14 protein-coding genes are annotated in these 12,052 nt (G+C 65.7%); 13 read left to right on the top strand and 1 reads right to left on the bottom strand.

Annotation, left to right across the window (positions count from 1 at the left end):
* The first annotated feature begins 1 nt into the window (after position 1).
* From EKM57_RS18680 to EKM57_RS18660, 7 genes are all read left to right on the top strand, one after another.
* The gene (locus EKM57_RS18680; RefSeq protein ID WP_206185496.1) at positions 2-742 is read left to right on the top strand and encodes a DNA/RNA non-specific endonuclease; all 741 of its coding nucleotides are present in this window, start codon (positions 2-4) and stop codon (positions 740-742) included.
* 1,352 nt (positions 743-2,094) lie between these two features.
* On the top strand, positions 2,095-2,370 hold the full coding sequence (locus EKM57_RS18675) for a hypothetical protein (RefSeq protein ID WP_129794045.1): 276 nt from the start codon (positions 2,095-2,097) through the stop codon (positions 2,368-2,370).
* 1 nt (position 2,371) lies between these two features.
* Positions 2,372-2,695: a hypothetical protein gene (locus tag EKM57_RS18670; protein WP_129794044.1), complete on the top strand. Its 324-nt coding sequence runs from the start codon at positions 2,372-2,374 to the stop codon at positions 2,693-2,695.
* A 32-nt stretch (positions 2,696-2,727) separates the two neighbouring features.
* Positions 2,728-2,895, top strand: a complete 168-nt coding sequence (locus EKM57_RS22570) for a hypothetical protein (protein WP_243451142.1) — start codon at positions 2,728-2,730, stop codon at positions 2,893-2,895.
* 9 nt (positions 2,896-2,904) lie between these two features.
* The gene (locus EKM57_RS22565; protein WP_243451141.1) at positions 2,905-3,162 is read left to right on the top strand and encodes a hypothetical protein; all 258 of its coding nucleotides are present in this window, start codon (positions 2,905-2,907) and stop codon (positions 3,160-3,162) included.
* Positions 3,162-3,368: an SOS response-associated peptidase gene (locus EKM57_RS22560; RefSeq protein ID WP_243451140.1), complete on the top strand. Its 207-nt coding sequence runs from the start codon at positions 3,162-3,164 to the stop codon at positions 3,366-3,368. The genes EKM57_RS22565 and EKM57_RS22560 overlap by 1 nt, the downstream gene beginning before the upstream one ends.
* 999 nt (positions 3,369-4,367) lie before the next feature.
* Positions 4,368-5,249 (top strand): hypothetical protein, encoded by an 882-nt coding sequence (locus EKM57_RS18660; protein WP_129794043.1) that lies wholly within the window; start codon positions 4,368-4,370, stop codon positions 5,247-5,249.
* Positions 5,250-5,389: 140 nt separating this feature from the next.
* On the opposite strand, the gene EKM57_RS18655 is transcribed toward EKM57_RS18660, so the two are convergent.
* Positions 5,390-6,625 carry a DUF4440 domain-containing protein gene (locus EKM57_RS18655; RefSeq protein ID WP_165357548.1) on the bottom strand — a complete coding sequence of 412 codons (1,236 nt, stop codon included), beginning with the start codon at positions 6,623-6,625 and terminating at the stop codon, positions 5,390-5,392.
* Positions 6,626-6,854: 229 nt separating this feature from the next.
* Here EKM57_RS18655 and EKM57_RS18650 point away from each other — a divergent pair, with 229 nt between their 5' ends.
* The 6 genes from EKM57_RS18650 to sucD all read left to right on the top strand — a co-directional run bounded on the left by EKM57_RS18650 (position 6,855) and on the right by sucD (position 11,962).
* On the top strand, positions 6,855-7,445 hold the full coding sequence (locus EKM57_RS18650) for a LysE family translocator (protein ID WP_206185495.1): 591 nt from the start codon (positions 6,855-6,857) through the stop codon (positions 7,443-7,445).
* 27 nt (positions 7,446-7,472) lie between these two features.
* A complete protein-coding gene (locus tag EKM57_RS18645; protein ID WP_129794040.1) occupies positions 7,473-7,820 on the top strand; it encodes a gamma-glutamylcyclotransferase family protein in 348 nt (115 codons plus the stop codon).
* 158 nt (positions 7,821-7,978) lie between these two features.
* Positions 7,979-8,479, top strand: coding sequence for a PaaI family thioesterase (locus EKM57_RS18640; RefSeq protein WP_129794039.1), 501 nt, complete (start codon positions 7,979-7,981; stop codon positions 8,477-8,479).
* On the top strand, positions 8,476-9,597 hold the full coding sequence (zapE, locus tag EKM57_RS18635) for a cell division protein ZapE (RefSeq protein ID WP_129794038.1): 1,122 nt from the start codon (positions 8,476-8,478) through the stop codon (positions 9,595-9,597). Before EKM57_RS18640 ends, zapE begins: the two co-directional genes overlap by 4 nt.
* Before the next feature lie 334 nt (positions 9,598-9,931).
* Positions 9,932-10,894 (top strand): malate dehydrogenase, encoded by a 963-nt coding sequence (gene mdh / locus EKM57_RS18630; protein ID WP_129794037.1) that lies wholly within the window; start codon positions 9,932-9,934, stop codon positions 10,892-10,894.
* Positions 10,895-11,077: 183 nt separating this feature from the next.
* Entirely contained in the window at positions 11,078-11,962 is an 885-nt protein-coding gene (gene sucD, locus EKM57_RS18625; RefSeq protein ID WP_129794036.1) for a succinate--CoA ligase subunit alpha, read from the top strand.
* Positions 11,963-12,052: the final 90 nt, after the last annotated feature.

The following is a 12,052-nucleotide window of genomic DNA, read 5'->3' as shown; positions in this document are numbered from 1 at the left end:
CTTGGTTTTCGCGACGTGGTCCTTTTCCCATTCTTCGGCGCAAGATGCGGAGATTCATACTTTTCATTGTCTCCATGGCTGCCCGGTAGGCTCGCCTGAAACCAACGATCTCGTCGTTCGTGAGATTTATACTCTTTCCTCCAACGATCTCACGCGCTTCGCCGATTGGGTGGCCTACCGGGTCACGCCTGAAACTATCGGTCCCACTCGCAATCGGTCGTGGAGGGCAGATCCGTGGCTTGACCCTGACGAAACCCTCGAACCCAGTGACTATAATGGAGCGCCCTCGGCTCTTGGCATCGATCGTGGTCACCAGGCGCCGCTCGCGGCCTTTACGGGAACGGTGTTTTGGAGAGACACAAATATCCTGTCGAACATCACCCCCCAATCTACCGACCTCAACCAAGGACCTTGGCTGCGGCTTGAAGATGCCGAGCGGGACCTAGTTATCGAGAGCGGCGCCACGCTCTACGTGCTAACTGGCCCGCTATTTGAGCAGGACATGCGTGCGATGCCGCGTGCTGATGAGCCGCACCGTGTGCCGTCGGGCTACTGGAAGGTCCTTGTCATGGAAAATTATCGTGCCTCGGCCTTCATCATGAATCAGACCACGACCAGATCAGCGCCATATTGCTGGTCGCGAGTTTCACTCGAGGACGTGGAAAGTCGGACGGGACTACGCTTGTTTCCGCGTCTCTCACGCCGCAACCTGCGATCACTCGACCGTGAACTCGGTTGTTGAGATTTTTGGGAAGGTTCGCGCCGTCGGAGCGGGCGGAGGCAAGCGCGATGGAAACTTATCGACAGGTTATCCTTTGTCCAGCCGCAGACTGCCAGATTCGCGATGCGCCGACGCGTATCGGGCCAGGTGCTCAGCCGTAGGAGCGTAGCCAAGACTTATTGGAGAATTGCCAATCTCCGCCGCCTCCGACAAACCGAAACTAGCTTTGGGATGCGGCAAGCGCTGGCACCGATGCGGGGGCATGAAGGTCATGGGCGGCGTTAGCCGAGCGCCTGGCCTCGCAATCAAGCTTAGAACCGCCGCTGCACAGTCTCCGGGTCGTACGCCTCACATTGCCCAGCAAATCGGCCTGCCTTTCCTGAAATTGATATCGTCCCTGTCAGGCGATCAATCCGAATGTTGGGGCGATTCATGAAATTCAGGTAGGCCTTCGCCGTAATCTCATTAGGCGTCTCCTCAATGTTAGTCAGACGCATCCATCCATCTTCACCTCCATGAAGCAACGGCAGCATGGTCCTTGGAATGCGTATACGCCCCTCACCTTCACGGAGTTCAACATTAATTTGGTCAGCGAAACCCTCGCTGCTGCGAGAGTATATCGTCGCGGTCGCACTCTCTCCGTACGAGTTGGTGGCATAACCCTGCGTAGCATTAACCCGATTGGCCGCGCCTTCCCCAAAGCAGACGAGATTAAGGGTCGCTGCCGGTGCAACGGCAGGTGCTATGGCTATGGCGAACGGAACAATGACCTTGCAAATTGACATTGGAACCCCCTGTCGATCATGCAGATGTTCTAGCCGCTTTCATTATATCAGGTGGTTAACGCGATAATCTTTGTGCCGCGCGGGGCGTCTTTGAGAGCGCAAAGATCGTGACTCTCGTCGCAACGAGCGTCTTCCATACGGCGCCGACTCATCCAGGCGAGCTGACTGCAACACAAATGAATTCACTGGCAGACTTGCTGCCAAGCGCATTGCCCGGCGCTGCTGCAGAGATAACGCTGCTGGCACTGTCGAGCACCTATTGGTGGAAGCGCGGGAGTCTGGATCGGCCGAATGGATGGAGGCGCGATAGGCCGAATCTCTGGTGGTCGTGGTGGTGGAATATCGTGTGTCGACGAGCACACAGAAACCTGTCGGCATTGGCCCGAGCTACAATCCCACACCCATCGACACTGCGCCTCGGCTGCTGCGATTGGCGCGAATGCCATGCCGAGCAGCGGAACGACAAACAGCTTTCTCATTGGGCTCACCCCCTGATAGACAAGGCTTATACCAGGCGGGATCCCACTTGGCGACGAAGCGGTGCCAACGCGGATTTGTCCGCCGCACAATGTTCCTTATATGTTCCGCATGTCCGAGTCGCATTTTCCTGTCGAGCCCGACGAATTGTGCATGGCCCTCCGCCTCTGGATCCGCGGCTCGCCGCGCTGGATCTGGCAGCGCGATGCCGAATATGAGCGCGCCAGGGCGGAGAAGCGCCACGATCCGGAGAAGGCGCCCGATCCGCAGCGCGACCTCGCGGCCTATCTGGCGGATCGTTTCGCGACCCTCGGTTGGACGGTGACGCGCCCGGACCCGGGCAACATCTTCGCGGATCGAATCAACGACTCCCCAGAAGAGCGTTGACGTGACCGAGCTCCCCTCGGCCTATCCGCTGCGGGACATGTTCGACGCCGCAGTTCGCCAGCGGCGGGTCAAGCTGACTTGCCCCACCTGCGGCCATGTCGCCGTGTTCGAATCGGCCGCTTTGTGGTGGTACTTCCGGCGCCGGGGCTGGCGCGACCGCTTCGATGAAGTCCGACGGAAGTGCATCTGCCTGCCGTGCTGGCGCGACCGCGGGCAAACCGTGCGAGGTCCGCAGCTCGAGCTGGTGCATGACGAGCCGACCGAAACGGGCCTCCCCATGCCGCCAGACATCGAGTGGAAACGCGAGTTGCGGCGCCGGCGTTGACTTCGGCGCCTCTGGCACATGACATAACCGTCATGTGCAATCTTTATACCCAGAAGAAGTCGCCGGCGGTGATCGCCGACCTATTCCGCGCGCAGCTCCCTGCCAATTTCAACGCCGGCCCAGGGGAAGTCTACCCAGGCGGCCGCGGCATCGTCGTGCGCGACGACGGCGGCGAGCGCATTGTCGAGGCCATGACCTAGGGCTTTCCGATGCGGCTCAAGTTCATGAAGCCGGCTTCGAAGCCGAAGCCGGTCAACAACATCGCTGACGTCGGCAAATTTCCGTGGAAGTTCATCGCCGCGAAGCCCGAACATCGCTGGCTCATTCCGCTGACCGGCTTCTGTGAGGCCGAGGGCGAGAAGGGCTCGAAGACGCGCACCTGGTTCAACTTCAAGGATACGGAGGTCTTCGCCTGGGCGGGCTTGTGGAAGCAGTCGGACGAGTGGGGTGCGGTCTATTCCGCCTGATGACCGACTGCAACGATTTCGTCCGACCGGTGCACAATCGCATGCCTGTGTTGCTCCACGAGGAGGACTACGACTCATGGCTGCACGGCTCACTCGACGACGTGCGCGCCTTCCAGGTTCGCTGCTTTCCTGACGAACTCATGGCGATCGAGCGCACGGCCGAGCCTTGGTTCAGGCCGCGCACTTCGCCGAGTCCGGCCGAATAGTCGGGGAGCAAACCACGAGAGGCGGTGCGGCTGGACGGCAGAATTCGACCCATTGCGGACCGTGCGCCGGTCAGTGCAGTGGAATGGTGTCGCTGCTGTCGGCCCAGTGGTTTAAAGCGCCCGCGAGCCAGCGGGCTTGGTCGGCGCTGAGGTTCACAGTCGCCTGCGGCGGGCTGAAATGAGGACGAATTGTAGCTCGCCGGGTCCAGTCGCGCCTATCTCCAACTTCTCGATTTCGGGTCCCGGTGCGGGGAAGAGTCGGAGGCTCGGCCGCTCAACAACGTGAAGCGAGATGCCCTCGATTGGCGGCTTCGGGGAGCGGAACGCTCGGAACGAGTTCTTTGGTGGCATGCCCCAACGTATCAGGCGCGTGTCCGCTTTCCACCCACAGCGTACATTTCGGGCTGCTAGCAGTCTGAGGGCGATGCAAGCTGTTGCTACCAATGAGGGCTTCTAGGCTTAGTAATGTCAGCCCATGCCGCGCCTTCGCCGCAGCTGCCTTCGGTGCACGGCAACAATTCCGACATCATGGAGCGAACGGCCTGTTTGGAGGTGCATGGCGCAGACACGGCAGGTCGAAAGATGGTAACGGGCGGTGGGTGGAGCCCACTGACTTGTCTCAGAAAGCTACGGAGAGTCTCCTGCGCGATGGGCCTTCCGTTCCAGCTCAGAAGGCCCCGTTCATCCATGGTGAGGATGTTGGCGCCAGCGCGCTCAGGCGAAGATAGATGTCCCTTGTATCTAATCCAATCCGCGCGCGGTGTACTGCAGTCAGGTGCGGCGCTCTCTGCCGAGCAAGCAACAACTGCTGTCGCCACCAAAGTTGACAAGGCAATTCCTCGCGGGGGCATGCCTTCAACATACTCTCGGCAGCACTGTGTTCAACGTCCGTCTTCCACCATCGCGGACATTCGGGGCGCCTTGATGGCGTTTGGCCACGCTCTACAACACTGTAACAATAATCTTGTAAAGTAGGGTTTCACCTGTCACGCCGGGCAGATGAAACAAACCACGAACGCTCTGCCCCGGGCCGCGACCGATGAGCCGGCCCCTCCCGCAACCGATCGGCCGCGCTGCCGCGAAAGCCGGCTCGGCGACCATCTGGATCAATTGCTCGCCCAGGCGGCGGCCGCCGCCGCGGTGGCGGACGATCCGCCGCCCGACCGCGCCGGGCGGCGGGACGGCTGGAACGCCGAATCCATGCGCCTCTTCCTCACCCGGCTCGCCGGATGCGGCGTCGTCGCGGAGGCCGCCCGCGCCGCCGGCAAGACTCGGCAGGGCGCCTACGCCTTCCGCAACAGCGCCCGCGGCCGCGCCTTCGATCTCGCCTGGCGCGCCGCCGAGCTGCTCGCGCGTCAGCGCCTGTCGGACGACGTCCTGTCGCGCGCCGTCCACGGCTGCGTCGAGGTCTATATCCGCGAAGGCGTGGTGACGGAGCGGCACCGCTACGACAACCGCCTCTCCATGGCCGTGCTCGCCCGGCTCGATCACCTGGCCGCCGCCAGTGATCCCCTCGGCGGCCCGGTCCGCTACGCCGCCGAGGAATTCGATCGCTTCCTCGACATCGTCTGCGCCGGCGGCGCAGGCGCGGCCGAATTCGTCGAAACCCGCCTCGATCTCGGCCCGGAAGGGCATCAGGAGCCGCGCGTCCTCGGCCGCGCCGAAACCTACCGCAAATATGGCGTCGGCCTGCCCGAGGAGATCGACATCTCCGATCTCGATCCCGCCGACATGGCCCACTGGACCGACGAGCAGGCCGATCGCGCCCTTCGCTCCGGCTTCCTCATGGCGATCGAAGGCCGCGAGGAGGCGCAGGAGGAAGGGCAGGGGCCGGCAAGGCCGCTCTATCCCGCCGCCCCCGAAGCGCCCGCGGGTCTCTGATCATGTCCCCGCGCCCCCGCTCGGTCGCGGACGCCGCCTCGCGCACGTGCCCGCGCACGCGTGGCAAGTGTCAATTTCGTCAATTTCACCGCCTCCGCCCAAGCGGGAAGGGCCGGTGCGCGCCGTCCGGTCCGGCCGGATCACCGTTCCTCCAGGCGCCCCGCTTCCTCGAAGAATCCGAACAGCTCGTCCGCCCACACTTCCACCCCGTCCACGCCGAGCCCGTGGCCTTCGCGGGTGGTGACTCCGAACGGCGGGAAGACGATCGCTCGGTGCGGCTTTCCGGCGGCGGCGAGCACTCGGCCCAGCTCGCGCGTCGGCGCCGTGCTGAAATCATTCTCCGCCTGGCCGAGGAAGAGCGGGATCCGGGCATTGCGCGCCGCCTCGGTCAGCCGGGTTCGGAATTCCTCCGATCGCTCCCAGTTGAGCGCCGATCCGGCGAAGTCGGCCGCCGCCCGAAGCCCCAGCCCCCGCTCGGCGGCGAGCAGAACGAGCACGCCGCCGAACGAATTGCCGATCATGTACACCCGGTCCGGATCGGCGAAGGGCAGCGCCTTGGCGAACTCGACCGCGGCGGCCATGTCGTCGAGATGCGGCCCCTCCAGCGCCGCGATCGCCGCGCGCGATCGGGCGGCGGTGCCTTCGCGCCGCTCGATCTCGGTCAGCGTCCGGAGCAGGTTCGGCGCCGCCTCGGCCGAAAGCCCGCTGCCGTGCCGGTGCGGGCCCCAGACGACATAGCCGCGCGCGACCAGCGGCGGCGCCACCGTCTCGAACAGGTCGGATGGATCGGGCTCGTTGCCATGGGCATAGACGATCACCGGGAACGGCCCCTCGCCGGGCGGGCGGAACAGCATGCCCTTCAGCGTCACCTCGCCCCGGCGGAAGCTAAGTATTTCGGGCGGTGGGCCCATCCGGCTCGCCTGCTGGCTGGCGATCTGCCAGCGCCCGTCCGCCAGGCGCCAGTGCTGGACGTAGAGCATCGAATAGGTCGGCCGCCGCGGCGAGGCGGGATCCTCCGCCACCCAGGTGGCGCGCCCGACGAACAGCCCGCTCGTTCCGTTCGCCTGCGCGCGCACGTCGCGCCACTCGCGGCGCAGGCCCTCGAGATTGGCGAACTGCCGGCTGGCGCGCACGTCCGACAGGAAGGCCGCCCGCGCCGCAATCCCGCCGCGCGTGCCGATCGCGACGAAGTCCGGCGCCAGCACGGTCTGGATCGCCGCTTCGTCCGATCGGGCGACCGCATCGGCCAGCGCGATCGCCGCCTGCTTCAGCGCCTCGGCCTCGGCCCCGGCGGAAGCGGCCGGCATCGCCAGGCCCGGAGCAGCGGCCGTCAGCCACAGGATGAGGACGAGGTGCCGAAGAAGCATCACGCGCATGGCGGCCTCCGGAACAGGGGTCCGGCCGATCATGCCTCCAATGCGCGCGCCGGGAAAGGGGAGGGATGGGCCCCGCTACCCTCGTCGCGCCCGCTTCGCTCGCTCCTCCCCGCCCGGACCAATCCGGCCCGGTCGCGGCGCTGCGCCGGCCGCCACTTGCCAGCGCGGAACACCAAATATAAAGACATAAACATATCTTTATATGTGAGTCGCAACCATGCCGGACCAGGTGATCCCTTTTCTTCTCGCGGCCACGGCGATGCTGGGCACGCCGGGGCCGGGAATCGCTGCCCTGGTCGCCGTCGGCCGGAGCCTGGACCGGGTTTCGGCCTTTCGCTTCTACGCCGCGCTTCAGCTCGGCCTGGCGATCGCGGCGGCCCTCAGCGTCCTGGGGCTGGTCGGCCTGATCCAGACCTTCGCCGCGCTCCGGACCGTCCTGATGCTTGCGGCGACGCTCTATCTCCTCTGGCTGGCATGGAAGATCGCCTTCGCGCCGGTGGGCGCCGCGTCCATCGACGGAAGCGCTGGCGGCCCGATGACCGGCAAGGGCGCCTTCTTCCTCGGCATCGCCAATCCCAAGGCCTATCTCGCCTTCGCCTCTCTGTTCGGCTCGTTCACCCTGCTGCCCGCCGGGTCCGCCTTCGCGGACGGTGCGCTGAAATGGGGATTGTGCATCGCCGTCATCCTGGTCGTCGATCTCGCCTGGCTATGTCTGGGCATGACGTTCGGCAGGCTGGCCATGTCGGCCTCCGCGGAAAGGCTGTTCAATCGGGTCATGGGCGCGGCGATCCTCGGCGCCTGCCTCGTCGCCTGGCTTTAGGCTCCGGTTTGTGGAAGGGGTCGGCGGATGATCGCGAAGCACTGGCTGTTTTCCTACGGGACCTTGCGTCAGGGCGAGGTCCAGCGCGAGCTGTTCGGGCGCGAGCTGGAGCGCGTGGAGGATGTCCTGCCCGGCTTCCGGGTCGAAAGGCTTCGAATCACCGACGAGGCGGTGATCGCCCTCAGCGGGTCGGACAGCCATCCGGTCCTGCGGCGCGCCGGCGCAGGGGAGGCGGTGAGCGGTTCCGCGCTCGCCATGTCCGACGACGATCTCGCCAGGGCCGACGGCTACGAAGTGTCGGACTATGTCCGGATCGCGGTCACTCTGGCCTCGGGACGCGAGGCCTTCGTCTACGTTCATCGCGACGAGTCCTAGCCCCTGTCGGCTTTCGCCCCGAAGCGCCGCTCCCTCGCGCCGGCCGGGTGACGATGGATCGGGCCCGAATGTCCGTCCTCCGCCGCCAGACTCTCTCCGGCCCGCGGGGCGGCCGCGCTCCCTTGCCAGCCCCCGCCTTTGCCGCCACTCCTCGGCGCATGGACGTCCATCCCTTCATCCGCCACGAACCCGATCCCGATCATCCCGGCTGGATGACGTGGGACGTGGTCGAGGACGATCGCTTCAACGTCACCATCGGCAAGCTGCTGGTCCGCGCCGACGGCCCCGGACGCGCCACCTGCCGGATGTTCCCGGATCGGCGTCATTCCAACCTCGGCGACATGGTCCATGGCGGCGCCATCCTCACCTTCGTCGACATGGCCTTCTTCGCCGGCGGCCGCCTCGCCGGCGCCGATGTCATGCGCGCGGTGACGTTGGATTGCAGCGTTCGCTTCCTTTCCGCCGGGCGGCTCGGCGTCCCGCTCGACGCCGAGGTCGAGCTGCTGCGCGAAACGAAGCGGCTCGCTTTCTTCGCTGGCAAGGTGAAGCAGGGGGACGGGATCGTCGCCGCTTTCTCCGGCGCGCTGCGCAAGGCGACCCACGCCCCCCGATCCGCGGAGCGGACCCGCAGGGGCGCCACGGATCCGGACCCGGCATGAGCTCGGGGCCCACCATCGCCGAGCGCTACCGGACGCTCCTGGCCGCGGGCGAGCTCAAGCCCGACGCCGACCAGTCGCGCGCCGTGGCGGTGCTCGATACGCTGGCAGCCGAGCTTCGCGACCTGCCGCGCAAGGGCAGCCTGATCTGGCGCCTGGCCGGGCGCCGCACCGATCCGCCGGCCGGTGTCTATCTCTGGGGCGGGGTCGGCCGCGGCAAGTCGATGCTCATGGATCTCGCTTTTTCCTGCATCGATCATCACCCCAAGCGCCGGGTCCATTTCCACGAATTCATGCTCGAGGTGCATGATCGGCTGCGCGCCGAGCGCGCGAAGGAGGAAGGCGATCCCATCCCCGCCGTCGCCGAGGCGATCGCGGCGGAGGCGCGCCTGCTCGCCTTCGACGAGATGGTGATCAACAACAGCGCCGATGCGATGATCCTGTCGCGCCTCTTCTCCCGGCTGCTGGAGGCAGGCGTCACCGTCATCACCACCTCGAACCGGCCGCCCCGCGATCTCTATCTCGGCGGCCTCAACCGCGAACTCTTCCTGCCCTTCATCGACCTGGTCGAACGCCGGCTGAAGGTCGTGCCGCTGAACGGCCCGGTCGATTATCGGCTCGAGCGCCTCGGCGGCATGCCGACCTGGTACGTCCCCAACGGCCCGTCCGCGACCGCCGCGCTTCGCGACGCCTTCTTCCGCCTCACCGATTATCCGGTCGAGGACAGCGCCCATGTGCCGAGCGAGGAGCTCTCCATCCCCGGCGGGCGCACGCTGCACGTGCCCAAGAGCCTCAAGGGCGTCGCCGTCTTCTCGTTCAAGCGCCTGTGCGGTCAGCCGCGCGGCGCCGCCGACTATCTCACGATCGCTCGCCACTTCCACACCGTCATCGTCGTCGGCGTGCCCGTCATGGGCCCGGAGAACCGCAACGAGGCGGCCCGCTTCGTCACCCTGATCGACGCCCTCTACGAGCACAAGGTCAAGCTCCTCGCCGCCGCCGACGCCCCGCCCGACCGCCTCTACCCGGCCGGCGACGGCGCCTTCGAATTCCAGCGCACCGCCTCGCGCCTCATGGAAATTCAAAGCCAGGCCTATCTCGCCGCGGGCCACGGCGAGGAATGAAAGCGCCTCTCCCCAAATCGAGAGGGGAAGAGAGGCGACGGGAGAGAGGGCGTTCCACCTTCATCCGCTCATCCTGAGTAGGGACTGAGCTTGGCGAAGGCCCGTATCGAAGGTCCGCTCATCCTGAGTAGGGACTGAGCTTGGCGAAGGCCCGTATCGAAGTTCCGCTCATCCTGAGTAGGGACTGAGCTTGTCGAAGGCCCGTATCAAAGGACTCGCCCCACCCCACAATCTCCCTGTTGCCCGTCGCCCGGCACGCGTCTAAGCGGTCGCCACGTCTCGGCTGCCTCCCCGCAGCCTCCTCGCTTTGAACCGCAAAGAGTGGGAGGGCCCTATGGCTCGTAAGAAAATCGCGCTTATCGGTGCCGGCAATATCGGCGGAACGCTCGCCCATCTGGCGGCCTCGAAGGAGCTGGGCGACGTCGTCCTGTTCGACGTCGTCGAAGGCGTGCCCCAGGGCAAGGCGCTCGACCTCGCCCAGTGCGGCCCGGTCGAGGGCTTCGACGCCGCCCTCAAGGGCTCGAACGATTATGCCGACATCAAGGGCGCCGACGTCATCATCGTCACCGCCGGAGTCGCCCGCAAGCCGGGAATGAGCCGCGACGACCTGCTCGGCATCAACCTCAAGGTCATGAAGGCGGTCGGCGAGGGCATTCGCGACAATGCGCCCGACGCCTTCGTCATCTGCATCACCAACCCGCTCGACGCGATGGTCTGGGCGCTTCGCGAATTTTCCGGACTTCCGCACCACATGGTCGTCGGCATGGCCGGAGTCCTCGACAGCGCCCGCTTCCGCCACTTCCTCGCCGACGAGTTCAAGGTCTCGGTCCAGGACGTCACCGCCTTCGTGCTCGGCGGCCATGGCGACACGATGGTGCCGGTGGTCGAATATTCCACCGTCGCCGGCATCCCGATCCCCGACCTCATTGCGATGGGCTGGTCGACCAAGGAGCGGATCGATTCGATCGTCCAGCGCACCCGCTCGGGCGGCGGCGAGATCGTCGCCTTGCTCAAGACCGGCTCGGCTTATTACGCCCCGGCGACCAGCGGCATCGAGATGGCCGAGGCCTATCTCAAGGACAAGAAGCGCGTCCTGCCCTGCGCCGCTCATCTCTCCGGCCAATATGGCGTCGACAACCTCTATGTCGGCGTCCCCGTCGTGATCGGCGCCGGCGGCGTCGAGAAGATCGTCGAGATCCAGCTGTCGGACGAGGCCAAGGCCAATTTCCAGGTCTCGGTCGACGCGGTGAAGGAGCTGCTCGACGCCTGCAAGGGCATCGACTCGAGTCTGGCGTGAAAAACCAAATCGTCACCCCAGCGAAGGCTGGGGTCCATGCTGACTCGGCATGGATGCCAGCCTTCGCTGGCATGACGAAACAGGAACAAGCATGAGCTCCTTCGTCGCAATCCTCGCCATCGCACAATTCAACGGGCCAAGGCACCTCGTCCTCACCTTCACCGCTCCGAAAACGGAATCCCAATGAGCATACTCGTCAACGCGTCGACCAAGGTCATCACCCAGGGCATGACGGGTGAGACCGGCACCTTCCACACCGAGCAGGCGCTCGCCTACGGCACGAAGATGGTCGCCGGCGTGACGCCCGGCAAAGGCGGCCAGACCCATCTCGGCCTTCCCGTCTACGACACGGTCGAGCAGGCGAAGCGGGAGACCGGCGCCGACGCCAGCGTGATCTACGTGCCGCCGCCCTTCGCCGCCGACTCGATCCTCGAGGCGATCGACGCCGAGGTGCCGCTGATCGTCTGCATCACCGAGGGCATTCCGGTGCTCGACATGGTCCGGGTGAAGCGCGCGCTCGACGGGTCGAAGTCGCGCCTGATCGGGCCGAACTGCCCGGGCGTGCTCACTCCGGGCGAATGCAAGATCGGAATCATGCCCGGCAACATCTTCCGCAAGGGCTCGGTCGGGATCGTCAGCCGCTCGGGCACGCTCACCTACGAGGCGGTGTTCCAGACGACCAACGAGGGCCTCGGCCAGACCACGGCGGTCGGAATCGGCGGCGATCCGGTCAAGGGCACCGAGTTCATCGACATGCTGGAGATGTTCCTCGCCGACGACGAGACCACGTCGATCATCATGATCGGGGAGATCGGCGGCAGCGCGGAGGAGGAGGCGGCCCAGTTTCTCGCCGACGAGGCAAAGAAGGGCCGTTCCAAGCCCACCGTCGGCTTCATCGCCGGCCGCACCGCGCCGCCGGGACGGCGCATGGGCCATGCCGGCGCGATCGTCTCGGGCGGGCAGGGCGGCGCCGAAGACAAGATCGCCGCGATGGAGGCGGCTGGAATTCGGGTGTCCCCGAGCCCATCTGAGCTTGGGCGCACGCTCGCCGAGCTCCTCAAGGGCTGATCGCAGGAAAATATTCACGGAGCCGAATTAGCGGCTCCTGCGTAGTTTCCAGGCGGGCCCGAGTTGGTCTAAGGGGCCGGCGCGCTTGTC

This window comes from Sphingosinicella sp. CPCC 101087 (assembly GCF_004151485.1).
GTDB lineage: Bacteria > Pseudomonadota > Alphaproteobacteria > Sphingomonadales > Sphingomonadaceae > Allosphingosinicella.
This window is presented reverse-complemented; position numbering and strand designations above follow the sequence as displayed.